Source organism: Limnobacter sp., from assembly GCF_036405155.1.
Lineage (GTDB): Bacteria > Pseudomonadota > Gammaproteobacteria > Burkholderiales > Burkholderiaceae_B > Limnobacter.
Map to the genome: position 1 here is coordinate 66,773 of NZ_DASWYD010000001.1, position 25,199 is coordinate 91,971.

Consider the following 25,199-nt stretch of genomic DNA (forward strand, 5'->3'; position numbering starts at 1 on the left):
GGTCCCCTGCGACTGAGAAGGCTTTTATGTTCACCACGCTGTATCCGGTATTTGGTCAAGCTGTTAAACCGGCTTTGGGCTACGAATTCCGGGGCAACCTGTGGCTGTTCATGGATCCCAAAACCCAGCTTACCCCCTGGCTGGTGCTGCACCGCCAATCCACCACCGACAGCGAGCTGGACCAACTGCTGCACTTCGGCTTGATGAAGCCAGGGTCGGGTACCTCGGTGGATTGCGAGGCGCTTCGTCATTTTGGTTTGCTGCCGAAAGGGCATGAGCATGGCCGCTGGTGGATGGACCACGCCGAAGAAACACGCGCAGCCTTGTTTGCTGGCCAGTTGGTGGTGCTCAAGCTGCCGCTGGAGCCCGCCACATTTTTACGATTGCGAAACCCCGACAGCCCCTATTGGGCCAGCTTGTCGAAGCTGCAGTCCATGGCTGCTTCGCCAGAAGACCGTGAGCGCCATGGTGCCGTCTGTGAAATGGCCAATATCCTGCTGGCCCGTTGGAAAACGGCGGACCTGGCCAACCTCGAGTTTCAAAGCCAAAGCCGCGTTCGACAACTGTTGCAAGAGGCAGGTGCCCTGGCACAAGGCACGGGCAGCGCAGTCTGGGGGTTTGCTGAAGGCCTGTTTCAGATGGTCTGGATCCCGGTGAAACTGTGGGGCAAGGCCGTCATCTTTGAATGGGAAGTGCTTTACAAGTTGAGCCAAGGCCAGTTTGAAGAAGCTCGAAAGCAACTGGCCGACATGGGCATGGGCCTTTACAAGACCAAGGAGCAACTATCCGCTGTTGTTCAAGAGGGCGCGCGTTTGTTCATGCTGTGCATGGGCGACGCCACCATTTACAGCGCAGTGCGCGCCTTTTTTGACGGCTACAAAGAAAGCACAGGCCATTTGGCCTATGTGCGGGGCACCACCGAGTTGGTGGTCAACATTGGCATTGAGGTATTCATTGCATTGGCCACTTTGGGTGGCAGCCTGGCTGTAACAGCGGTGCGCATTGCCGAGCGTGTTGGCCCATTCTCGCGCTTGTTGCTGGAACATTTGGCCCGCTTTGCCCGATACAAGTCGGAGGCCAAAGTGGCTGCTGAAACTGCCGATGCTGCCGCCCGTTCAGCAGGGAAGGCCGAGCGCCTGGCTAGCCGGGAAACTGCGCGGGGAGCAGCCCATGAAACAGCCGATGCAGCCGCAGCCACCACCAAAGCCGAAGGGGCCAACACCCCAAAAGTTAAAGACACCAAAACCACCGGCGAACCGATCAGCCTCATCAACGGAGAGGAGTTGCTTCAACTCAGCGATGCGCAATGGCCCGGCCTCATTCCGTTAACTTGGCTGCGAACCTACCGCAGCAGCTTGGCTGAGGCTGGCGATGGCAGCGAGTTGGGTGCAGGGTGGTTTCACCCGCTGGGCCACCAGCTGCGCATTGGCCCCAATGACATTGTTTGGCACGACGACGAAGGCCGCCGCATTCCCTTTGGTGCCATTGAAATCGGTGGGCGTTGTGTCAACACCGCTGAACGCATCACCTTGGCGCGGCGTGCTGCCAACCGCTACACACTCTCTCCGGCTGAGGGCACGGGCAACACCTTGCACTTTGAGGTCCATTCTTCCAACACCAGCACGGCACAACTAACGGGCATTGAAAACGCCTTTGGTCAAGTGTTGCAGGTGTTGCGCAATGCCGATGGACACTTGGTCATGTTGCAGGAAGGGCCGTGGCGGTGGGCTTTCAACACCGATGACCAAGGGCGCATCACACGCATTGCCCAACTGCCGCGCGCTGACCATGCCCATGCGGGTTTGAATGAACGCACCCTGGCGCAATACACCCATGGCCCCGATGGCGACTTGCTGTGCGCCCGCGACCCCAACGGCCACGAAGAACACTACCGCTACCAACAGCACCGCTTGGTGCAACGCACCCTCAAAAGCGGCTACAGCATTCACTTCGACTGGATACAACTGCCTGGCGAAACCCACCACCGCTGCACCAGCCAGTGGGGCGATGCGGTTGAAGGCCAACCCACCTACACCTATTGCTACGAGTGGAACACCGAGGACGGCAGCAATGTGTCCATCGACAGCCGGAGTGGCCGCACTGCTTGCCGCTTTAATGAACGCGGCCAGTTGGTGTACGAGCGCGACCCTGAAGGCGGTGTGCAACGCTGGCGCTATGGCGCACACGGTGAGTTACTGGAACACATCAATGCCGATGGCGCCTTGCAACAGTGGCACTACAACAGCCGCGGCCACTTGGTGGCCCACACCAACGCCTTGGGGCAGGTGCACCGCTGGGAACGCAGCGCCGACGGCCTGGCCATGGCAGAAACCGATTGTGCAGGCCACACCCACCGATACCAATACAACGCGCACGGGCAAGTAACGCGCGTTGAAAGGCCCGACGGCACCGTGCTCAGCATGGACCACAATGCCCAAGGCCTGCCCGTGCAAGCCACCAACCCGCTGGGCCACACCACCCGCTGGGTGTACGACAGCGACGGCCAATTGCAGGCCGTGGTGCTGCCCAACGGGGCCCGCCAGCTGTACCGCTACAATGCGTGGGGGCAGCTCACCAGCATTGTTCAGCCCCTGGGCCAAACCACCCACTATGCCTACGACCTGGCTGGCCAATGCACCCGCATTGAGGCCCCCGGCGGGCCTGCGCGACAATTCAGCTACAGCCCCTTGGGGCAGATTGAAACCCTGCTCGACCCGCAAGGCAACGCCACCACCTACGAATACACCCACCGCTTAGGCCAGCCCACACGGCGCATCAACGCCCTGGGGCAAGTGCTGAACTACCAGTACGACAGCGAACGCAACCTGGTGGCCTTGGTGAATGAAAATGGCCAAACCCACCAGTTTGAATACGACTTGTGCGAAAGGTTGGTGAGCGAAACCGGGTTTGATGGCCGCCAAACCCGCCACCACTACAGCAAAGCCGGTTTGCTCACCCACAGCGAAGAAAACCTCGGCGATGGCCTGGTGCTGCACACCCTGTACGAGCGCGATGCCTTGGGCCAACTGCGCCGCAAAGTGCTGCAGCAGCGCAATGCACAGGGCGATGTGCTGGTGCAGGACGTCACCGAGTTTGACCTTGGCCTGCACGGTGAATTACTGAGCGCCACCAATGCGCACCGCCGTTTAAGTTGGCAATACGATGCACTGGGCCGCGTGGTGCACAGCACCCAGCGCAGTCCACAGGGCGAGTTTGAAACCCAAGCCCAGTACAACGCAGCTGGATGGCTGAAGCACATGCAATGGGGCCTGAAAGGCCAGGCAACCCACAGCCTGCAGTTGGCTTACAACCCCTTGGGGCAAGTGAGTGAACTGCACTGGGGTGAAGAACTGCTCACCCAGTTTGGCCACGACGAATTGGGCCGCGAAACACTGCGGCAATTGTCCAACAGCTTGCAAACCCAACGGCAGTACGATGTGCAAGGCCGCTTGCAAGCCATCAACACCCGGCGCAGGGCAGTTGGTGCTTCCAATGATTTGTTGTCATCAGGCTCAAGCGGTGAGCCTGACAGTGGTTTGCTGAGTAGTCGCCGATACAACTACAACAACCTGAACCAACTGGTGGGGGTGGACGAAACCCACAGCGGGCAGCGCTGGGCCGCGCGGTACAACTACGATGCACTTCACCGCCTGCGCAGTGTGGAAGGCCCCACGCCCGAAGCATTTTTATTCGACCCCGCCAGCAACCTGCTGGAACACCTGCATGGGGAAGAAGCGCAGCAAGCGGTGGCTCAAGATGCACTGCCACCGCCCAACAGCCCCAATGCACTGAGGGCGCGGCAAGTGCAGGGCAACCGCTTGAAGCACCAAGGCCGCCAACGGGCCTACCGGTACGATGCACAGGGCAACCGGGTGTTTGAGGCCCGGGGTTCTGAGGAGTTTGATTACCAGTACAACCTGCACCGCCAACTGGTGGGCATGGAACGCCGCCAGCAAGGCACAGTGCAATGCACCTCACACTACACCTACGACCCACTGGGCCGCCGCGCCAGCAAAACCGTGCAGTGGGAAAACGGCCAACGCAGCCATGTGCAGTTTTACTGGCATGGCCCCACACTGCTGAGCGAAGAAGAAACCCGGGTGGAAGAGGGCAGCGAGCACAGCCACAGCACCCAGTATGTGTTCAAGCCCGGAAGCTTTGAACCCGTTGCCCAAGTGTGCGATGGGCAGGTGCAGCACATCCACACCGACCACCTGGGCACCCCCCGTGAACTGAGCAACAGCCAAGGCCAGTGGGTGTGGAAAGCCCGCTACCGAAGCTATGGTGCGTTGGCGTTGAAGGACGATGCTGTTGAAGAACAGAACCCAGCCGCTTGCAAACTGCGGTTTCAAGGCCAGTATTGGGACGAAGAAAGCGGCTTACACTACAACCTGAACCGCTACTACGACCCCGAGAATGGACAGTTCACCACGCAAGACCCGATAGGCTTGGCGGGTGGATTGAATGTGTACCAGTACGCGCCGAACCCGTTGACATGGGTGGATCCGTGGGGGTTGAGTAGTAAAGAGAGCTATGGAACTGGTGGTGTAAGGCCCAGCTATCTAACACCAGCCGAGTTTGCTGAGCTTCCAAAAACGGGGATGATTGATCCTAGAACTATCCGATACAGCCAAGACAGTGTAGCGGCGGCGTTCAAGCCGCCGTATGGAACGGTGGACGACTTCATTCAAGATTTGCGTGTTGGCGAGATTAATCCGGCTGCTATTGATCCTGTTCGCATCGTCCAGCGGGATGGAAAAATTTTTACACTGGATAACCGACGACTTTACGGCTTTGAACGGGCTGGTATCGACATTCCATATCAGAAGCTCGACACAATTCCGAAACGTGAGTTGTTCAAGTTCAGTACGATGAACGATGGAACTTCTATAACCATTCGTAAAGGGAGATAGAAATGATCGGTGACAATTTATTCGATTACGCCAAGACGGTGGCTTCACGAGAAGACTATGTCAAGTTCGTTGAGTATCTTATTCAAGATTATCAAGAGCAGCATAATCAATGGGGCAACAAAACGCTCGAACAGTTCTTGGGCGGGCTCTCGGGCTTTACCAATGATATAGCGGGATACTATAAAAATATGGGTGAAGTGGTCGATGTCGAACGCATCACATGGCGTATGGCAGCAGAGATGCTCTTGGCTGCTACTGTGTATGGTGGATGACCCGCTGGTCATGAATCGCAGTGACTATCGTACATGGCAGGCCAACCTCGAATCGAAGAGTCAGCGGCAGGCACCCAGTTTCTTGGTCTAATTAACCAAGGCTGATCGCAAAGTGGTTCTGTTCGGTATCGGCAGTTTGGAGGAGCGTCTCGAACCGATTGTTCATATTTGAAGATCCCCCTTTGCTCTGATATTCCAATGCCCCTACTCCCTCAACGCAGCGCTTGATCGGCTACCCGGCGGCTTTGAGTCAGTGGTCTAAGTGCATGTTATGCAGATGCAGCATATACCCGCCGACCACCTGGGTTCACCCTGTGAACTGAGCAACAGCCAAGGCTCTGCGCAGGGAAATCGAGTGTTGCATGTACTGGAGCACACGGTTTCCGATCCGTCGACACCGGTTCACTCAATTTTTAACGTGAATCGTACTCAAATGATTGTATTGGCTGATGAAGCGTGGTCCGCGATGCAACAACTCAAGTTATTACAGCTTTCCCAAAATGAAACTCTGCCCCTTCTGTGAGCAAGATGCTGTTTGGCGCGTTCGGCTTAAAACTATGCCCGAGCATTACTTTTTGATGTGCTTCGAGTGTGATTCTCTATGGCTTTAAAACCAACCTGTTTCCGATCAGGCGGGAACGACATTTGATAAGCATATGCGATCACTTGGTCGTATACCGGATTGGAAAGATATTGAGAAAATTGAAATGATTGAGTAAGACCTCATCCGCCCGCCCGCGGCGGATAGCTGTCAAGAGAAGGGCAACCGCTTAAGGCACCAAGGCCGCCAACGGGCATAGCAGTACGACGTGCTCAAAGCATGTGCAATGCACCTCACACTACACCTACGACCCACTGGGCCGCCGCGCCAGCAAAACCGTGCAGTGGGAAAACGGCCAACGCAGCCATGTACAGTTTTACTGGCATGGCCCCACACTGCTGAGCGAAGAAGAAACCCGGGTGGAAGAGGGCAGCGAGCACAGCCACAGCACCCAGTATGTGTTCAAGCCCGGAAGCTTTGAACCCGTTGCCCAAGTGCGCGATGGGCAAGTGCAGCACATCCACACCGACCACCTGGGCACCCCCCGTGAACTGAGCAACAGCCAAGGCCAGTGGGTGTGGAAAGCCCGCTACCGAAGCTATGGTGGGTTGGCGTTGAAGGACGATGCTGCTGAAGAACAGAACCCAGCCGCCTGCAAACTGCGGTTTCAAGGTCAGTATTGGGACCAAGAAAGCGGCTTACACTACAACCTGAACCGCTACTACGACCCCGAGAGTGGACAGTTCACCACCCAAGACCCGATTGGATTGGCGGGTGGGTTGAATGTGTACCAGTACGTGCCAAACCCGGTGACGTGGGTGGATCCGTGGGGGTTGACCTGTAAGGAGTACGCATACAACATGGTGGAGAGACCTGGTCCCCTTGCTGAACTCCCAGGTCAGCCAGCAGGTAATTTCTCTTCAGGTAAGTACAACGCAACAGTATTATCGGAAGACAAAATCTATTACCGTGGAGGGAAAGGTGGTGGGGGTAAAAATGCATTGGGGCAATGGTTTAATACAACCCCTCCAGAATCAGTTGCAAAAGTCCGGATTGACAATGCGGTTAAGCCACAATGGATAGATCCAAATACCTTGGTTCTCCAGGGGCGATCACCAGTTGATGCAGTCTATGCGATCAAGATTCCCAAAGGAACGACTGTGTTCGAAGGTCCGGTCGGTTATCAGGGGGGTGTGTATGCTGGTGGTCAAGAAATGATGCAAACGTTTATCTCTAAACCTTGGTCTATTCCTGGGGTGGAAGTTATCTCCGAATTGCCATTGAAATGAAATCATTTAACCATCTTAGAGACTCATTTGAGTATCTTTTGACCTTACTTCAGTCAGAAGGTGAGCGTTATCTTGCGCAGAAAATTCGAGAATGCTGTGTCGTGATTAACGATATGCAGCATGGTATCGTCATGCAAGAGGAAGGCCTCCGATCATTAAAGGAAATCCATAAATCAATGTATTGGCCACATGGTGGTTTAGCCAATTTCCATGTTTGGCGAGATTCTGCTGATGAAAGAGTTAACCTAAATCAGGAAATTGCAAAACGAGTGGACTTCATATGGAGTGAGTTAAGTTAGTTGATTTAGGTCTTGATCATCGCTTTCCCCTGCTAATCATTATCTGTATCGTATGCTCAGACCGAAATGAGTACTCTTAAACTTTTGATGAACGATTGTCTGCGCCTAACTCTCCCCCTCTTGAGCTGTTGAAAAATCCTTCAGCCACAGCATACTTATGGCGGTTTTCTCGGCAGTGCATGCTGCACAAAGGTCTTCTTGTGGTCAGAAAGCCTCGCCTTCAAGTCTCGAACTTTTTACATTGCTGGTAGCACTTAGTGGTTTATCCTTTGAGCGCTAAGTCATGATTTTTATCTGGTCAGGTTTTGGGTTTCTCACATTACTAGTACCCATTGTTGCCTTCATCGCTTTGTCCACATTTCAAACCGCGGTGAGTGCAGTGGGGGTGCTGCTGCCATTTCAAGCATTGGTTGTTGCATGGTCGCTGGTCTGCATGACGATGACATGGTTTGTGGGCCGGTATTTCAACACCAAACCACCACGTCGTTATCAAGACGAATCCACGGGTGAAATCACTGAAGTGAAAGCCAAACATTCCCTGTTTTTTATCAAGATGGAATATTGGTCGGTGTTTTGGTTGGTCGTCACTGCGCTGCTGTTGTTCGCGCAGTTGTCAGCCCAGTCGCCTGTATAACTGGGGGGTGTCATGCTGATTTTCTGGTCGGGCTATGGCTTTCTAGGTCTCACCATGGGGATATTCACCGTACCTGTCGTTTTCTTGCTGTGTCTTGTTTCAGCGCACTTTGGTTACCCAATTCCGCCGAATTGGTCAACCGCGCTGATCTGTGCTTTGGCGGCAGTCGTCACTTGGAAAGTGGGTTGTATGCTCAATTCCGAGCCGCCCAGGCAACTGCGTGACTTGGAAACCAATCGAGTGATCAAGCAAGTTGCGCGTCACAGTTGCTGTGGGGTACCCCTGCAATATTTCTGGGTGTTGTGGGTTATCTTTGCCATTGGCAGTTTGGCGGGGAAGCTCGAACCTGTTCTTCCTATTTAAAGGGAGAGGACGCCCTAGTCCCCTCAATAAACCGACTCCTCCAGCGAATGATCCATTACCCGGCGTTGGCACTTACTGCTTGGCTGGTGCTGCCAAAGGTTTTAGAGGCTTTCAGCCCAACGCTTCGGGCAAAGTTTCACTCAGCAAGCGCACAAGCGGTTGATTGATGTAATAACTGTTTCTGCCAAATTTTTCTTTCATCAAAAAACCATGCGTAACCAATTGATCAAGATATTTGGTGGCTGTAATCCGCGTCACATTAAGATCATCCATCACAAATTCAATTCGCGTATACGGATGGTTGAATAAATTGTTCAGCAGTTCCTGTCGATATATTTTCGGTAATTCTGTGCGCATTCGGTGTTTGTATTCCGCCATCAAGTCCCTCATGGCCTGTATCAGCATGATCGTGTGCTGCGATGTTTTGATCAACGCATCGAGCATGTACAAGACCCATGGCTCCCAGTCCCCTGTGTCCCGAACGCCTTGCAGTTGCTGGTAGTAGGCCGTTTTGTTGTTAATGAAGTGGCGGCTGAGATAGAGAACCGGCAGGTTCAACAGGTTTTTTGCGACCAAGTACAAGAGATTGAGTATTCGGCCGGTTCTACCATTTCCGTCGTAAAATGGGTGAATGCTTTCAAACTGGTGATGAATGATGGCCATTTTGATCAGTGGATCTGCATCGCACAGTGAGTCGTCATTGATGTACTTCACCAAATTTTCCATAAGGTTTTCAATCTCATCGGCGTGCTGAGGTGGGGTGTATACAACCTCTTGAGTCATCGCGTTTTTCAGGGATGTACCAGGCAATCGCCTTAAGCCAGCTTTGTTTCTCTCCAGTTCCTCTTGAACGGTCAGGATGTCGTTTAGGCGAATCAATCCGGTTTTACGAACCGCGTTAAACCCTTGTTTCAGGGCGTGGGCATAGTTCTGAACTTCTTTTGCCGCAACAGAGGTGATGGTTTCTACGTCGAGATCGGCTTTGTACAGTTCGTCGTGTGTTGTGACGATGTTCTCGATTTCCGAGCTACCCTTGGCTTCTTGTAAAGCCAAGGTATTGATCAGAATTGCTTCGTTGGGGATGGTTGCCGCCACGCCTTTCAACTCCGCCAGATAACGATGCGCCTCAGCTGTTTTTTTGAGCACAGCTTTGGTTTCCACGTTGCTCATGCCTGTCAGCGGAAGTTTCGGAATGTTGTATTCAGACATGAGCGATACGATCCACAAGAGGGGCGGCATAAAAGCATAAATTTTGAAAGATTTTATACTTAAACGCCTCCCAATGTATAAAAAATCTAATTATCTATACATGTTGTGGTCGATCCATATAGATAAATCGGCTTTTATATGCCCCGATACTTGTATGCAACCTAGTCTCGAATTCCAGAAATTAGTCTGACCTCAATAAACCCACTCTCCCAGCGCAGCACGTGATCGGCTGCCCGGCGGCGTGCTGTGCATGCGCAGTAAAGGCCGGTCAAACTGGTTGAATTTGTCCCGCTTAAAGCCCACGGGCGTCTCCTGGTCCACGGGGAAGTCGCCGCCCAGCGGCGTCTCCAGCGTGCTCACTTCAAAACTGTTCAGGTCGGGGATTAACCCCAAAAACTGGGTTTGCCCAATCGTCAGCAGTGCTTTGCCAAACGGAAAGGGACCTTCGGCACGTTTCAGGTCCCGCAGGGTGTCCACGCCATCCAGTCCGTCGCCCCGCAAAAAGTCGTCCGCTGGTCTGGCCACCTGCGGCAGGTTCAGCAGGCTGGTGCCCAGGCTAACTGGTTCTTGAACGCCCGCTTGTGCTTGAATGCCGCACAATGCAGTCGTGAGCAGTGCAGCACGCACCAAGGTTTTGCAATCCAAGTAACAGTGGAACATGGTGACCTCCCGGGGTATTGAAAATCGTGTGTCATCACAGCGAGTGATACCCTTTCGTTATAAAGGCCCAGGCCAACCCTGTCCATCGGCCAAATTCTTAATCACAAAGTGGTAGGCGTGGTGTGAACTCAGCAGATATCGACTTACCGAATGCGATTTTGACCCTGCTGGCCCAGCGCCGGGCGGGGGCCAGCATTTGCCCCTCGGAGGTGGCTCGGCAGGTGGGTGGGGCCGATTGGCGAAGTTGGATGGAGCCGGTGCGCCAAGCAGGGCGGCAACTGGCGCAGGAAGGGCGCTTGCGGGTGACGCAGAAAGACGCGACGCTTGACCCGACGAAGCCTTGGCACGGTGCGATTCGATTCAGGCTGCCGGACTGAAGTGGTTTGTGCCCAATTCTCCGTTAGAATCGTTGAATCGCAATTGGGGGGCCATTTCCACCATGACAACCAAACAAACGATTGATTTTTATTTCGACCTCACCAGCCCGTACAGCTATGTGGCTGCCGAGCAAATTGAGGCCATTGCACAGGCTGGTAACCGCACGGTGAATTACAAACCCACCCTGCTGGGTTTTGTGTTCAAAAGCACAGGCAACTCCGCCCCCATGATGAACCCAGCCAAGGGCAAATATTCCATCAAGGACTTTCCCCGCACAGCCCGTTTTTATGGGCTGGAGTTGAACTGGCCCAAGCAGTTTCCCATCAACGCGACGGCCGCCTCCCGCGCCATTCTCAAGTTGAAGGCCACCCAACCCGAGAAGGTGGGCGACTTTGTGCGCGCCCTGTACCGGGCCTACTTTGTGACGGGCAGTGACATCACTTCTGAGGAAGGCGTGAAGGCGGTGGCCGACGGCATGGGCCTGGATGGCGCAGCGCTGGCAGCCGCCAACAACGATGAAACCATCAAGGAACAGATGAAAGCCGCTGTGCAGGAGTCGGTGGAGGTGGGCATGTTTGGCGCTCCGTATTTTGTGGTGGATGGTGAGGCGTTTTGGGGCCAGGACCGCTTGGACCAGTTGCGCAAGTGGGTGGTGGAGGGGCCGTTCTAATGGCTGTGCTCGACCACAACAATGTGCGCAACCGCCCTGGCTTTGCCGACAACGAGGCGACCATGCGCGGGCTGGTGCAAGAGTTGCGCGACCGCCTCGCCTTGGTGGCCCAAGGTGGTGGTGCGCAGGCTTGCGAACGCCACACCGCGCGCGGCAAGCTACTGCCCCGTGAACGCGTGGCCGGTTTGCTCGACCCCGGCTCGCCCTTTCTGGAACTGGCACCCTTGGCCGCCTGGGGCATGTACGACAATGCAGCACCGGGTGCTGGTGCCATTGCAGGCATAGGCCGGGTAAGTGGCGTGGACTGCATGATTGTGTGCAACGACGCCACGGTGAAAGGCGGCACGTACTACCCATTGAGCGTGAAAAAACACCTGCGTGCGCAAGAGGTGGCCGCCGAGAACAACCTGCCGTGCATTTACTTGGTGGACTCGGGCGGGGCCAACCTGCCCAATCAGGACGAAGTGTTTCCCGACCGTGATCACTTTGGCCGCATCTTCTTCAACCAGGCCAACATGAGTGCGCAGGGCATTGCGCAAATTGCGGTGGTCATGGGCAGTTGCACGGCCGGTGGGGCTTATGTGCCCGCCATGAGCGACGAGGCCATCATTGTGAAAAACCAGGCCACGATTTTTTTGGGTGGCCCCCCCTTGGTGCAAGCCGCCACTGGCGAGAAGGTGAGCGCCGAAGAGTTGGGCGGTGCCGATGTGCACACCCGGTTGTCGGGCGTGGCAGACCACTTGGCCGAAAACGACCAGCATGCGCTGGAGATTGCCCGCCGCATTGTGGCCAACCTGGGCCGCCCTGAAAAGCGTTTGCCTTGGGCCATCACCGAGCCCCGTGAGCCCTTGTACAGTGCCGAAGAAATTTACGGCATTGTGCCCACCGACACCAAAAAGCCCTTTGATGTGCGCGACATCATTGCCCGCATCGTGGACGGCAGTGAGTTCGATGAATTCAAGGCCCGTTTTGGTACCACGCTGGTGTGTGGCTTTGCGCGCCTGTATGGCATGCCGGTGGGCATTGTGGCCAACAACGGCATTTTGTTTTCCGAGTCGGCCCAAAAAGGCGCGCATTTTATCGAGCTGTGTTGCCAACGCAAAATTCCCCTCGTGTTTTTGCAAAACATCACCGGCTTTATGGTGGGTAAAAAGGTGGAAAACGAGGGCATTGCCCGCCATGGCGCCAAAATGGTGATGGCGGTGGCCTGTGCCAAAGTGCCCAAGTTCACGGTGGTGATTGGCGGCTCGTTTGGCGCGGGCAACTACGGCATGTGCGGCCGGGCTTACAGCCCACGCTTTATGTGGATGTGGCCCAATGCCCGCATCAGCGTGATGGGTGGTGAACAGGCCGCTGGCGTGCTTGCCACCGTCAAGCGCAACCAGATAGAAGGCAAAGGTGGAAGCTGGAGTGCCGAAGAAGAAGCCGCTTTTAAAGCGCCCACCCTGAAACAGTTTGATGAGCAAAGCCAGCCGTATTACGCCACAGCCCGTCTGTGGGACGACGGCTTGATCGACCCGGCCGATACACGGCGCATTTTGGGCATGGCGATATCGGCCAGCTTGAACGCGGACATTCCCGAAACACGCTTTGGCGTGTATCGGATGTAACCCTGGCATACAACCAAATACGGAGACAAGGCATGAGCAACACCGCCGCAGTGCTGGAGGAGCGCCGGGGCAAATCGGTTTGGCTAACGCTGAACCGCCCCGAGGTAAAAAACGCCATGAATGGCGAGATGATTGAAGCCCTGGTGGAAGCCTTTCGCCGCTTGGGTGCCGACGACAACACCCGAGCCATTGTGTTGGCCGGTGCGGGCGATGCCTTTTGCTCAGGCGCCGACCTGGCCTACATGATGCAGCAGGCCCAACAACAAGCCGCCAACCAGCAAAGCGGGCTGACTTTGAGCAGTTTGTTTCGCACCATTGCAGAATGCCCCAAGCCTGTGGTGGCCCGGGTGCATGGCCTGTGCTTTGCGGGTGCAACCGGACTGGTGTCAGCCAGCGACATTCTCGTGGCCAGTCGCAATGTGAAGTTCGGCCTGCCCGAGGTGAAGCGCGGTTTGATACCCGCCACCATCAGCCCCTATGTGGTGCAGGCCATGGGTGTGCAGGCGGCGCGGCGCTACTTCATCACCGGCGAAACCTTCACGGCCGAGCAGGCCCATGCCATGGGCATGGTGCATGAACTGTGCGAGCCTTCGGAACTCGACGCCAAGGTGGATGCCATTTTGGCCGAGCTGGACAGCTGTGCGCCATTGGCCATGGCGGAATGTAAAAAGCTGGTGCGCGATGTGAGCCGCATGGACATCACCAGCGACGACACCCACCACGACGTGGCCATGCGCCTGGTGAAGGTGCGCAGCAGCAGCGAGGCGGCCGAGGGTATGATGGCGTTCATGCAGAAGCGCAAGCCCGTTTGGGCTCAATGAACCGGACACCCCAGCCATGAAACTCGACCCCGACCGCCCACCCGAAAGCGACGACTATTACATGGGCATTGCCCTGGCGGTGCGCCGCAAGGCCAACTGCACGGGCAACCGGGTGGCGGCGGTGATTGTGAAAAACAACCGCGTGATTGCCACCGGGTACAACGGCGTGCCCGAGGGCATGAAGAATTGCCTGGACGGTGGTTGCCTGCGGTGCAGCAACCCGGGTGGACGGTTTCAGTCGGGCACGGGCTACGACCTGTGCATTTGCGTGCATGCCGAACAAAACGCATTGCTGGTGGCAGCCCGCTTCGGTATTTCGGTGGAAGGGGCACACATCTACACCACCATGCAGCCGTGCTTTGGCTGTGCCAAAGAGCTGGTGCAGGCCAAAATTTCCAAGGTGTTTTACCTGCACCCGTGGATACCCACCGATGTGGATCCGCAAATGAGCGAAGCCAAACAAAAAGAGTACGACAAGATCATGTCCAAACTGGATGTGGTGCACATCAAGAATTTTGATGACCCGGCAGCCCGCTGGGCAGTCACCACGCTGCGTGCGCAAAAGTCGCTTGAAGACTGAGCTTTGTTGACCCCACAACACCACTGACCTGAATTGCCATGTTTCAAAAAATACTGATCGCCAACCGCGGCGAAATTGCCCGCCGCATCAACCGCACTGCGCGATCCATGGGCATTGCCACCGTGGCGGTGTATTCCGAGGCTGATGCGCAGGCCTTGCATGTGCGGGAGTGCAATGAAGCGGTGTGCATCGGCCCGGCAGCCGCCAGCGACAGTTATTTGAACATTGCCAATATTTTGGCCGCGGCCAAGGCCGCGGGTGCGCAAGCCATTCACCCGGGCTATGGTTTTTTGTCAGAAAACGCGGCGTTTGCCCAAGCTTGCGCCGACGCGGGCATCGTGTTTATTGGCCCGGGCGTGGAAGCCATTCGCGTGATGGGCAGCAAAAGCGAAGCCAAGGCCTGCGTGCAACCGGCTGGGGTGCCGTTGATTCCTGGTTACTTTGGTGCTGACCAATGCTTGCTCACCTTGCAAGCCGAAGCTGACCGAATTGGCTATCCCATCATGATCAAGGCGGTGGCCGGTGGCGGTGGCAAGGGCATTCGGGTGGTGAACACGCCAGATGAATTACCCGCTGCACTGGAAAGCTGCCAGCGCGAAGCGAAGAATGCGTTTGGTGATGCCACCGTGATGCTCGAGAAGCAGATTATCCGGCCTCGCCATGTTGAAGTGCAGGTGTTTGCCGATTCTCAGGGGCAGGTGGTGCACTTGTACGAGCGTGATTGCTCAGCCCAGCGCCGCCACCAGAAAGTGATTGAAGAGGCCCCGGCCCACGGCTTGAGCCAGGCGCTTCGGGAAGCCATTGGCCAGACCGCTGTGCAGGTGGCCCGGGCCGTGAACTACCTGGGTGCAGGCACGGTGGAGTTTTTGCTGGATGCACGCGGTGATTATTACTTCATGGAAATGAACACCCGTCTGCAGGTGGAGCACCCTGTGACCGAGATGATCACGGGTTTCGATTTGGTGGAGTGGCAAATTCGCATTGCAGCCGGTGAGCCCTTGCCTGTGTCGCAGGCTGACATTTCAACCCGTGGCCATGCTTTTGAAGCCCGTTTGTATGCTGAAAACCCGGACCAAGGCTTTTTGCCCGCCATTGGTGAGGTGGTGCTGTGGGAAACACCGCCTGCGGCGGAATTTAACCGAAGCCAGCCAGTCCGGCTGGATGGGGCGATTGCATCGGGCCTCTCGGTAACCCCGCATTACGACCCCATGATTGGCAAACTGATTGTGTGGGGAGCAGACCGGGCTCAAGCCTTGAGCCTGATGGTCAAAACCTTGGCGCAGCTGCGTTGTGTGGGTGTAAAAAACAATCTGCAGTGGTTGAAATCGTTGTGCCTGCACCCCGAGTTTCAGGCGGGTGGTTATGACACAGGTTTGATTGACCGCATGGGCATTGAATCGACGGCGCATACGCCCAACCAGAACATGCCTGCGGTGCTGGGCGCCTTGGCGGGTTTGGCACGTTGGGCGCAGGGTGCCACATGGCAACATGCAGACCCTTTGGCACAGCGGGATGGCTTTTCGTCTGCCGCACCCTTGATGCGACAAGACCATTGGCAAACCCAGCATACAGACCGTTGGGTGGTCAAAAGTCATGTGATGTTCTCGGCAGGAGCATGCACCATCCGTTCACAGTTGGCGGGTGGTGGTGTTCTTGTTCACCAAGCTCAAGAGGTGAGCCTGACGAATGTTGGGGATGTGCGCCGTGTACAGGGAAAACTACTCGGCGAGGCGGGTTTACAGCCGTTTGATTTGATTTGGCACCGGGATCAGCTTCAGGTTCATTTGGGCGAGTTGCAACAAACCTTGGTGTGGCTGAACCCGGCACACATTCGGGCCGACGACAGCCATGGTGGACATGGCGTGGCCGCACCCATGCCGGGCAAGGTGTTTGCAGTGCACGTAAAACCTGGCGATGCGGTCAAGAAAGGCCAAGCCTTGGTGGGCTTGGAAGCCATGAAAATGGAACACACCCTGACTGCCCCCAAAGACGCTGTGGTCAAAGCCATTGTTCACCAGGTGGGTGAACAGGTTTCCGAGGGCACCGAGTTGGTGGAGTTTGAAGAATGATGGCATTGAAGACAACAGGGGCTCAAGCGGTGAGCCTGGTGGAAGTGGGCCCACGCGATGGTCTTCAAAATGAAAAAACACCCATCGCCACCGCGCACAAGGTCGAGTTGTGCCAGCGCTTGTTGGCCGCAGGCATTGCCCGGTTGGAAGCCGCAGCCTTTGTGTCGCCCAAGTGGGTGCCGCAAATGGCCGATGGTGCCGATGTGTTGGCTGGCTTGAAAAGTCAGCGCGGTGCATCTGTATCACTGTCTGCACTGGTGCCCAACCTGAAGGGCATGGAATCGGCGATTGAGGCCGGCGTACAAGAGGTGGTGGTGTTCACGGCGGCTTCTGAAGCCTTCACCCAAAAGAACATCAACTGCAGCATCGCCGACAGCATTGAGCGTTTCAAGCCGGTGATTGAGCTGGCCCGGCAGCATCACATTCATGTGCGGGGTTCGATTTCCTGCGCATTGGGTTGCCCCTATGAGGGAGATGTTCCGGTGAACCGGGCCGCCGATGTGGCTCGCCGTTTGGCCGATGTTGGCGTGCAGGAATTTGATGTGGCCGACACCATCGGCGTGGGCACTGCGGGGCAAACCCGTGCCGTGTTTGAGGCGGTGGCCAAAGCAGTGCCGGTGGACCGCATTGCCGGGCATTTCCATGACACCTATGGACAGGCTTTGGCCAATATACTGGCTGCGCTGCAAGTGGGTGTGCGTACGTTTCACAGTTCGGTGGCTGGCCTGGGCGGCTGCCCCTACGCCAAAGGTGCAACTGGCAATGTGGCCACCGAAGACGTGGTGTACATGTTGCAGGGCATGGGCTACGACACCGGCATCGATCTGAATGCATTGGTGGACGCTGGTGAATGGGTCAGCACCACTGTGCTGGGGCGACCCTATGCCAGCAGGGCTGGCCGGGCGTTGTGGACACGTCGGCAGGGGTAATCGGGCTGCTTGTTCAATAGCGGCGCTGTTGCGGAATCTGGATGCGCAGGCCAAAGCCCCGACCGTCCAAGCCTTCCGTGTGCTCCAAAATCAATCCCAGGGCGCGTGCCCTGGTGGCCATGTGCGTCATGCCACGCCCTTCCTGAATACGTTCTTTGGACAGCCCACAGCCATCGTCCCGAATGCACAGCGCCACGCACTGCTGCCCGTCGATGGGTTCAATGGACAGTTCGATGGCATGGGCTTTGGCATGTTTCAAAATATTGCCGAATGCTTCCTGAACAATTCGCAGCAAATCGAACAAGTCCCGGGAACGGTAACCCTCCAGTTTCGGGATGTCCTGCACACGCCAATGCAATTGAATGCCGCTCAGTTTGAGACGTCGTTCGTAGCGCCAGCGGAAGTTGCCCAGCAAGGCCAGCAGGTCATCGCTTTGGGGGTCCAGTGAGTCGATGGCCAGACGCAGGTCATCCAGGCAGTCCTGCAGCACGGCGGTCATCTCATCGCGACTCAGGGGGCGACTTTCATTTTCATTCAGGGCGGACACCAGGCTTGAGCCCACGCCATCGTGAATGTCCTGCATGATGCGGCGACGCTCCTCGTCTTTGGTGCGCTGTTGCTCTATCTGGCGAATTTTCATGAATTGATCCATGAGCTGCCGTTCCCGCAGTGACAACTGTGAGTTCAAGGATTGGTTGACGTCCTGCAACTGCCTGAACATGACGCTGAAGCGTTTGAGCAGAATCCAGCAGCCACTGGCGAACAGGGCAATCCCGGTGTACTGGGACAGCAGTACCGATTCAATTGGCAGCGCGTCCACCATGATGGACAGGTCACGCACGCTGAGCAGCACAAACAGCATGGAGCTGGCCCCCAGCAAGGTGGCCTCCATGTCTCGGTGTATCCATGCATGGCGCAGCAGCATGATGTTGAGGACGAAAAACAGCGGAACCACGGGCGCCAGCATGTACAAAGTGAACTGCAATATGTCCCGGCCGCTGAATGCAAAGGTGGTCAGCGTCACCAACACGGCATAGGCCCACAGTGCCTGTCGCAATCGGCGGGATGGGTGTTGGATGTAGCGAAGCAGAAATTGACCGTACAGGCACACAAACCAGGCGTGCAGCGAGTGCACAGCCTCTGCCCACATCACCTGGGGCAGGGGTGCCCACGTTGTGAAGTATCCAATGTTGCGCAAGGCGAATGTGATCACCGCCAGACCGAGAAACAACAGGCCTTGGTCGCTGGCGGCATATCGCGAGAAGAAAGCCAGCAACAGGCCGCTGCCCATGGCCACCAAGGTGGCCAGCATGGAGCCTGTCACTTGCCAGCGGTAGGCACTGCAATACAGCGGTTCGATGGCGTCGGTGGGGCCCAACCAAACACGCCCCAAGCCTGAACGGTAGTTTTTATATCCAGCCACTTGAACCACCAAGACATTGCCGGTGGGCTTGAGCAAGGTTGTTGGAAACTGGAACATCAGCGGGAAATTCCAGTACCGGTCCAGTTCACCGGTCACACGGCCGTATCCGCCAATTTTGCTGCCATTCAGGTACACATGGGCATTCATGACCACGCGGGGCAAAAAGACCGCATCGGGTTTTGGTTTGTCGGGATCGAGATCAAAACGGAATTTGTACAGTGCCTGGCCTTCAAAATTCGGCTGGGTGTTGTTCCACACATCGGGCAAGCGGATGTTGGCGTCATCCGCTGTCCACTCAAGGTCGCCAGGCTGCACGGATCGGGTGTAGCGAACCTTGCCCTCACTGAGCAAGAAACCTTGCGCCTGAAGCTGGGCGTTGCCATCTGCATGCACCGGTGCTTTGAGTATGCCCAACAGGGCCAACACCACTGCACTCAAGACCCAAAGGGCAAACCAGAACTGAAAGCGGTGGGGCTTGGTCACAGGTCCAGCAGGCCCAATAGCGAGGCCTCGTAAACCGCCTCGGAACGGCTGTGGACATGAAGCTTTTTATATATCCGCTTCACATGCGTGGCCACCGTGTGGTTGGAAATGCCCATTTGCCGGGCGATTTCCTGCACGGTAAACCCTTTGGACACCTGCTGGATGACCATGAGTTCACGGTCGGTGATGAGGTTGTGACGGGCCGCTTCACTGACGTGTGCTGAAGGCCCGATGGATTGCTGAACGGGCTTTTGCAGGCGGAACAGCAGTTGGCGGGCAATCAATGGGCTGATGGGTGAGCCGCCGTGGGCCACTTCCAGAATGTGGTTTTCAAGCTCTTCGGAGGAATAATCCTTGAGCAAATAACCGCTGGCTCCCGCCTCCAGGCTGCGAATCACGTGGTCTTCATCGCCGAATGCGGTGATGACCAGGGTCTCAATGTCGGGTTTGTTTTTGCTGATCCAGCGGATGATGTCGATTCCCGAGAAATCGGGCAAACCCAAATCAATCAAGGCAACCCGGGGTGCCGTCATGAACAGCAGGCTGTACGCCTCACTGGCGGTGGATGCACAACCCAGCAACTCCAGCCTGGGCGAACTGGACAGCACCCGAGCCAGGTGATCTTGTGTGGCAGGGTCGTCCTCAATCAGGATGACTGGCAGTCGTTCGGCTGTGTGCGCTGATGGGGTGTCGCTCATGGAGGTCAGACGCTGGTTGAAGTTGGCAATTGAATCGGCAATTCAATGAGCACCCGGGTGCCTTGTCCGGGTTGGGCAGTGACCGTCAGTTTGCCGCCCATCAAGGCGATGCGCTGCTGCATGTTGTGGAGCCCGCGCCCTGCCGGGTGATCATTTGAATCAAATCCTACACCGTTGTCGACAATCTGAACACCGACAGACCGATCTCCGTTGGACACGTGTAGCGTGATCAGGCTGGCACCGGCGTGTTTCAGAATGTTCGCAAACACTTCTTGCAGCACCCGCAGCAGGTTCAGGCAATTTCGGGGGTCCAAATAGGGCAATGGCGGAATTTGCGCGTCCACCTGCCATTGCAATTCAATGCCGGCAGCTTTGAGGGTGCTGGTGATGCGATACCGAAACGAACCCAGCAGCGTGGTCAGGTCTTGTTCCATGGGTTCGAGCGAGTCGATGCTCAGTTGAAGGTCACGCAGGCCATCTTCCAGCAAGGTCAACGTGGCTTGGGTGTCTGTGCTGCGTCCACGCAATTGGTGGATGGCGGCCACCAGATAGGCCCCAATGCCATCGTGCATGTCGGCCATCAGGCGCTGCCGTTCACTAAGTTTGACTTTTTCAGCATCAATCTGTTGCATGACGTGGTACTGCGCAGCCAGCTCGGCCTCCCGACGGGCCAGTCGGGCTTGCAGCGTCTCGTTGAACTGGTCGGCTTCCTTCAGCAATCGGCTGTACCGATCAATCATGAAATAGCTCAGCACGAGAAACATCACGATGCCCATGTACTGGTTCAAGAAGTAACCGTCAAAGCTGCGATACCCAGCCAGCAGCAGCAGGTCGTGAATGCTCAGGATACAAAAACACAGCAAGCCAAATGAGAATGCATGTGCGTCCAGCGCCTGGTTCAGATTGGCATGTCGCCACAACAGGCGAACACACCACAGATAACCCAACAAAATCACCGAGCCGTACACTTCGACCACCCGCAATGACCATTCTTCGTGAACCAACAGCAGGGCAGGGAAGGTGAGCAGGTAGGTCCACCAGGCTTTTCGCTCCCAACGGCCACGGGGCACTTTGCAGTAGTTAAGCACCATTAGGAACACGGTGCTGGCAAAAAAGAGCAAGCCCCCTTGGGAAATTTGCACCCAGTGGCCATGGCTTACCGGTGGCTCGGTGGCCAAAAATGCAAGGTTGCGCAGCCCCCACAGCATGCAGGTGAGTGCCAGCAACACCAGGTTCCATTTTCGGGTTTCGCGCAGTGCGACCAAAATCAGCAGAACAATGCCAGCACCGATGATGAATGACGTGCTGAAAAACACCGATGTGATTTGCAGCCCCCGACGCGACAAATAGGCTTCTCGAAGGTTCTCGTCAGACCCCACCCACACCGTGGACAGGCCAGCCATGTAGTCCGGAAACACGCGGATTTGTATCGACACCCGGTTCATGCCCGGTTTGACGAGGCTGGGGGCGAGTTGCACGTACAAGGGGCGGTTCCAGTTTCGCTCGGCATAGTCCCCGGTCAACGGACCAAAATAGCCCACCCGCTCGTCATTCAGGTAAACCTCGCCATTCATGGCCATGCGCGGAATGTAGATGGCTTCATAGGTGTGGTCTGGGTGAGCAAACACATCAAACTGAAACCAGTAAAAGCCGCCCGCTGTCTGCAGCAAGGTGTCTTCACGATGGGGCAAGGTCACCGCGGGTGCAGTCAACAACTCGGCTGGCGGTGTGCGTTGGTATTCGGCCATGGCCAAGTGTCGCGCATGGGTTACTTGCAGTGCCTGGGGGTCGGTGGGTATGCCGCGCGCCATTTGTGCAAACAGCATCCACAGCAACACAATCGCCAACAACCCACCACTTAGGTAAAGGCGAATGACCCGGCGCGGCCAGCCGGCTGTCTGGGTTGTCGGCAGGGCGCTGGTGTGGTTCAGGGTCGTTCCCGCAGGCTGATGAGCCCCAGTTCACTGGCGCGATGGACTGCGCTGGTGCGGGAGTTGACGGCGAGCTTGCGGTAAATGCGCTTGATGTAGGTGCTCACCGTGTTGATGGACACCTGCATGAGCTCGGCAATTTCGGCTTGCATAAACCCTTTGGCCACCATTTCCAGCACCTGCATTTCGCGGTCTGACAGGGGCGTGACCAGTGGTGCCGGTGTTTCAGTGCCTTTGGTCTCGACTGTGTGGTCGGGTTCCAATGCACGGAAGCGGGTCAACAAGCGGCGGGCAATGACCGGGCTGATGGGCGAGCCCCCAGCGTGCAGTTGCAGCAGGCGGGAGACGATGTCGTCGGTGCGCGTGTCCTTGGTCAGGTAGCCGGTTGCACCGGCTTCAATGCTGGCAATCACATGCGACTCATCACCAAATACCGTGAACACCATGGACTCGCAACCAGGCCTGTTGGCATGGATGTAACGGATCAATTCCAGACCATTGCCATCGGGTAGCCCCAAGTCCACCAGCACAACATTGGGGCTGTGGCGGTCGAGCATGTCGTAAGCCTGTGCCAAGGTGTGTGCGCAGGCCAACAAGGACAGGTCGGGGTGACTGTCAATGGCCTGGGTCAAGCTCTGCAGCATGCGCTCGTCGTCGTCGACCACACACACGCGAATGGTCGCTTCAGGTTTTGCCTCAGGTGGATGGTTGCTCATGGCTAGCGCACCAGTTGATTGACTTCAATGATGGGCATCATCACCGCCAGAACGATCAGCAACACCACCAGGCCCATGACCAGAATCAGCACAGGCTCCAAGAGGCTGGTGAGCCACAGTGCCTTGCGTTCCACTTCGGCGCGTTGCGAGTCCGAGGCCCGCTCCAGCATGGCCGCCAACTGCCCAGTCGATTCGCCGCTGGCCACCAGGTGGGTAAGCACGGGCGGAAACAGGCCGCTTTTGCCCATGGCCTTGCTCAGTCCGCTGCCTTCTTTCACGCGTTCCTGCACCTCACCCATGGCACCTTGCAGGGCGGTGTTGCCCATGGTGCGGTTGGCGGCAGACAAAGCCTTGAGAATGGGTACGCCGCTGCCCACCAAGATGGACAGGGTTGAGGCCAGCCGAGCGGTGTTGACGGCGCGCACAAACGGGCCCACCACCGGCATGGCGAGCACCAGCTCATCGACCCGCAAACGGAACTGTGTGCTTCGCAAGGCATTGCGAAACAGTGCAACGGCGACCACCAGCACCAGCAACAACAACCAGCCCCAGTGGCGTAAAAAGTCGGACAGTGCAATCATCACGATCGTGAGTGTGGGCAGTTGCTGGTTGGTGTTCTCAAACACCGCCACCACTTGGGGCACCACATATGTCAACAAGCCCACCACCACCATCAGCGCCACCAGTGTGACCACAGCCGGGTAAATGAAGGCTGCACTCACTTTTTGCGACAGGGCTTGCCGGGCTTCCAGTGCATCGGCCAGTTTGGTGAGCACATTGCCAAGCTCGCCCGTGCTTTCACCAGCTGCCACAGTGGCCACCACCAATTCGGGAAAGGCTTTGGGGTAATTGGCCAAGGCTTGTGACAAGGGTGTGCCCGCCACCACATCGGAACGAATGCTGGACAACCGCTCGCGGACCAGTGGCTTTTCAGCCTGTTCAATGAGCGCAGCCAGGGCTTGGGCCAACACCAGACGCGCTTGCAGCAGGCTGGCCAATTGGCGGATGATGAGCACCACCTCGCGGTGGCTCAGTTCTCGGGCGAAACGTCGAATCGGGCTCACACCGTGAGCCTGCGGTTTGTTGACCTCCGCAACATCAATCGGTGTCATGCCTTGCATGCGCAACTGGTTGCGGGCAGCGCGTGCCGAGTCGGCTTCCAGCGAGCCCTTCACGGTTTTGCCATCTGCGCCCAGTGCTTCGTAGCGAAATACAGCCATGGTGTGTGTCCGCCGCCGTCAGTCTTTGGTGACGCGCAACAATTCTTCCAGGGTGGTTTCACCCTGATCCACCCAGCGCTGGCCATCCTCCCGCATGGTTTTCATGCCGTGGTTCAGTGCGTGGGTGCGCATCTCGCTTTCGGCTGCGCCGTTGTGGATGAGGGTGCGCACGGCATCGTCCACCGTGAACAGTTCATACACCCCGGTGCGCCCCACATAGCCGGTGTGGGCGCAGCGATCGCAGCCAACCGGGTGCCAGTGGGTGTGTCCGTCCGCACTGGTTTCCTGCCGTTTGCAGTGTGGGCACAGGCGACGAACCAGGCGCTGGGCCAACACACCGAGCAGGCTGCTCGACAACAGGAAGGGCTCCACACCCATGTCGATGAGGCGGGTAACAGCGCTCACCGAGTCGTTGGTGTGCAGGGTGGCCAGCACCAAGTGGCCTGTGAGTGAGGCTTGTACGGCAATCTGCGCTGTTTCCAGGTCGCGGATTTCACCAATCATGATCACGTCCGGGTCTTGCCGCAAAATGGCGCGCAGGGCCTTGCCGAAGGTCATGTCGATTTTGGGGTTGACCGGCGTTTGGCTGATGCCCGGCAGGTCATATTCCACTGGGTCTTCCACCGTCATCACATTGGTGGTGCTGGAGTCGATGCGCGACAAGGCGGCATACAGTGTGGTGGTTTTGCCTGAGCCGGTGGGGCCGGTCACCAGCAAAATACCATGTGGCATGCGGCACAGCCTGTCCATGTCGTGCAGGGTGTGGGCCGGCATGCCCAAGCGGGTCAGTTCCAGTCGCCCGGCCTCTTTGTCCAGCAAGCGCAGCACCGCGCGTTCGCCGTGGCCGGTTGGCAGGGTGGACACCCGCACGTCCATCGGCTTGCCACCGATGCGCAGGGTGATGCGACCGTCTTGTGGCAGGCGTTTTTCGGCAATGTCCAGGCTGGCCATGATCTTGATGCGCGAAATCAGGGCCGAGTGCAACTCGCGGCGGGGCTGCAACACATCGCGCAGCGTGCCGTCCACGCGGAAGCGCACGGCGGAATGGGTTTCAAAGGCTTCGATGTGAATGTCGGACGCACCGTCGCGGCTCGCCTGGGTCAACAGGGCGTTGATCATCCGGATGATGGGTGCGTCGTCTTCGGTTTCAAGCAGGTCTTCTACGGCGGGAATGTCCTGCATCAGTTGGGTCAAGTCCAGATCACCCGCCACTTCGTCGGCGACCGCGGCGGCGCTGGTTTCCTGGTTTGAGTAAGCCTGGTTGATGGTTTTTTCCAGCTCGACAGCATCGGCGCAATACACCCAGTCGATGGGGCATGGTGCCACGCGCTGCGCCTCGGTCAGCGCATGTGGGGGTGTTCGGGGGCCAAACGCAATGCGCCAACCCTCGGCCTGGGCATCCAGACACAGCAACTGGTTTTGCCGGGCAAAACCGTAATTCAGTCGCGACACGGATTGTGGATTGAATTGCACCATCACAGCCCCTCGATC

At 56.9% G+C, this 25,199-nt stretch carries 20 protein-coding genes; 12 read left to right on the forward strand and 8 right to left on the reverse strand.

Features of this window, described 5'->3' with window-relative positions:
* The first annotated feature begins 26 nt into the window (after positions 1–26).
* The 5 genes from VGE55_RS00295 to VGE55_RS00315 all read left to right on the forward strand — a co-directional run bounded on the left by VGE55_RS00295 (position 27) and on the right by VGE55_RS00315 (position 8,311).
* Positions 27–4,913, forward strand: coding sequence for an RHS repeat-associated core domain-containing protein (locus VGE55_RS00295; protein WP_331129746.1), 4,887 nt, complete (start codon positions 27–29; stop codon positions 4,911–4,913).
* Between the two features lie 2 nt (positions 4,914–4,915).
* Positions 4,916–5,185: a DUF7660 family protein gene (locus tag VGE55_RS00300; protein ID WP_331129747.1), complete on the forward strand. Its 270-nt coding sequence runs from the start codon at positions 4,916–4,918 to the stop codon at positions 5,183–5,185.
* 822 nt (positions 5,186–6,007) lie between these two features.
* Positions 6,008–7,015, forward strand: a complete 1,008-nt coding sequence (locus VGE55_RS00305) for an RHS repeat-associated core domain-containing protein (protein ID WP_331129748.1) — start codon at positions 6,008–6,010, stop codon at positions 7,013–7,015.
* Positions 7,016–7,597: 582 nt separating this feature from the next.
* Positions 7,598–7,948, forward strand: a complete 351-nt coding sequence (locus VGE55_RS00310; protein ID WP_331129749.1) for a hypothetical protein — start codon at positions 7,598–7,600, stop codon at positions 7,946–7,948.
* 12 nt (positions 7,949–7,960) lie between these two features.
* Complete coding sequence (locus tag VGE55_RS00315; protein WP_331129750.1) at positions 7,961–8,311, forward strand: hypothetical protein; 351 nt, start codon at positions 7,961–7,963, stop codon at positions 8,309–8,311.
* A 111-nt stretch (positions 8,312–8,422) separates the two neighbouring features.
* Here VGE55_RS00315 and VGE55_RS00320 read toward each other — a convergent pair whose 3' ends face one another.
* Complete coding sequence (locus VGE55_RS00320; protein ID WP_331129751.1) at positions 8,423–9,520, reverse strand: Fic family protein; 1,098 nt, start codon at positions 9,518–9,520, stop codon at positions 8,423–8,425.
* A gap of 192 nt (positions 9,521–9,712) precedes the next feature.
* Positions 9,713–10,180 (reverse strand): hypothetical protein, encoded by a 468-nt coding sequence (locus tag VGE55_RS00325; RefSeq protein WP_331129752.1) that lies wholly within the window; start codon positions 10,178–10,180, stop codon positions 9,713–9,715.
* Between the two features lie 122 nt (positions 10,181–10,302).
* Between VGE55_RS00325 and VGE55_RS00330 the strand changes: the two genes are divergently transcribed.
* The 7 genes from VGE55_RS00330 (at position 10,303) to VGE55_RS00360 (ending at position 17,237) form a co-directional block, all read left to right on the forward strand.
* Positions 10,303–10,557, forward strand: a complete 255-nt coding sequence (locus tag VGE55_RS00330) for a DUF3253 domain-containing protein (protein ID WP_331129753.1) — start codon at positions 10,303–10,305, stop codon at positions 10,555–10,557.
* Positions 10,558–10,619: 62 nt separating this feature from the next.
* On the forward strand, positions 10,620–11,228 hold the full coding sequence (locus tag VGE55_RS00335; protein WP_331129754.1) for a 2-hydroxychromene-2-carboxylate isomerase: 609 nt from the start codon (positions 10,620–10,622) through the stop codon (positions 11,226–11,228).
* Positions 11,228–12,838, forward strand: a complete 1,611-nt coding sequence (locus tag VGE55_RS00340; RefSeq protein ID WP_331129755.1) for a carboxyl transferase domain-containing protein — start codon at positions 11,228–11,230, stop codon at positions 12,836–12,838. Before VGE55_RS00335 ends, VGE55_RS00340 begins: the two co-directional genes overlap by 1 nt.
* A 32-nt stretch (positions 12,839–12,870) precedes the next feature.
* The gene (locus VGE55_RS00345; protein WP_331129756.1) at positions 12,871–13,659 is read left to right on the forward strand and encodes an enoyl-CoA hydratase-related protein; all 789 of its coding nucleotides are present in this window, start codon (positions 12,871–12,873) and stop codon (positions 13,657–13,659) included.
* 16 nt (positions 13,660–13,675) lie between these two features.
* Positions 13,676–14,239 carry a dCMP deaminase family protein gene (locus VGE55_RS00350; protein WP_331129757.1) on the forward strand — a complete coding sequence of 188 codons (564 nt, stop codon included), beginning with the start codon at positions 13,676–13,678 and terminating at the stop codon, positions 14,237–14,239.
* 38 nt (positions 14,240–14,277) lie between these two features.
* Positions 14,278–16,308 carry a biotin carboxylase N-terminal domain-containing protein gene (locus tag VGE55_RS00355; protein ID WP_331129758.1) on the forward strand — a complete coding sequence of 677 codons (2,031 nt, stop codon included), beginning with the start codon at positions 14,278–14,280 and terminating at the stop codon, positions 16,306–16,308.
* Complete coding sequence (locus VGE55_RS00360; RefSeq protein ID WP_331130103.1) at positions 16,308–17,237, forward strand: hydroxymethylglutaryl-CoA lyase; 930 nt, start codon at positions 16,308–16,310, stop codon at positions 17,235–17,237. The genes VGE55_RS00355 and VGE55_RS00360 overlap by 1 nt, the downstream gene beginning before the upstream one ends.
* Positions 17,238–17,250: 13 nt before the next feature.
* Here the strand turns inward: VGE55_RS00360 and VGE55_RS00365 are convergent, their stop codons facing one another.
* The 6 genes from VGE55_RS00365 to gspE form a co-directional block, all read right to left on the reverse strand.
* The gene (locus tag VGE55_RS00365) at positions 17,251–19,143 is read right to left on the reverse strand and encodes a sensor histidine kinase (RefSeq protein ID WP_331129759.1); all 1,893 of its coding nucleotides are present in this window, start codon (positions 19,141–19,143) and stop codon (positions 17,251–17,253) included.
* Positions 19,140–19,841: a response regulator transcription factor gene (locus VGE55_RS00370; protein ID WP_331129760.1), complete on the reverse strand. Its 702-nt coding sequence runs from the start codon at positions 19,839–19,841 to the stop codon at positions 19,140–19,142. Before VGE55_RS00370 ends, VGE55_RS00365 begins: the two co-directional genes overlap by 4 nt.
* Positions 19,842–19,846: 5 nt before the next feature.
* A complete protein-coding gene (locus VGE55_RS00375) occupies positions 19,847–21,679 on the reverse strand; it encodes a sensor histidine kinase (RefSeq protein WP_331130104.1) in 1,833 nt (610 codons plus the stop codon).
* 89 nt (positions 21,680–21,768) lie between these two features.
* On the reverse strand, positions 21,769–22,488 hold the full coding sequence (locus VGE55_RS00380) for a response regulator transcription factor (RefSeq protein WP_331129761.1): 720 nt from the start codon (positions 22,486–22,488) through the stop codon (positions 21,769–21,771).
* A 2-nt stretch (positions 22,489–22,490) separates the two neighbouring features.
* On the reverse strand, positions 22,491–23,708 hold the full coding sequence (gene gspF, locus VGE55_RS00385) for a type II secretion system inner membrane protein GspF (RefSeq protein ID WP_331129762.1): 1,218 nt from the start codon (positions 23,706–23,708) through the stop codon (positions 22,491–22,493).
* Positions 23,709–23,726: 18 nt separating this feature from the next.
* Positions 23,727–25,184, reverse strand: coding sequence for a type II secretion system ATPase GspE (gene gspE, locus VGE55_RS00390; RefSeq protein ID WP_331129763.1), 1,458 nt, complete (start codon positions 25,182–25,184; stop codon positions 23,727–23,729).
* Positions 25,185–25,199 lie beyond the last annotated feature (15 nt).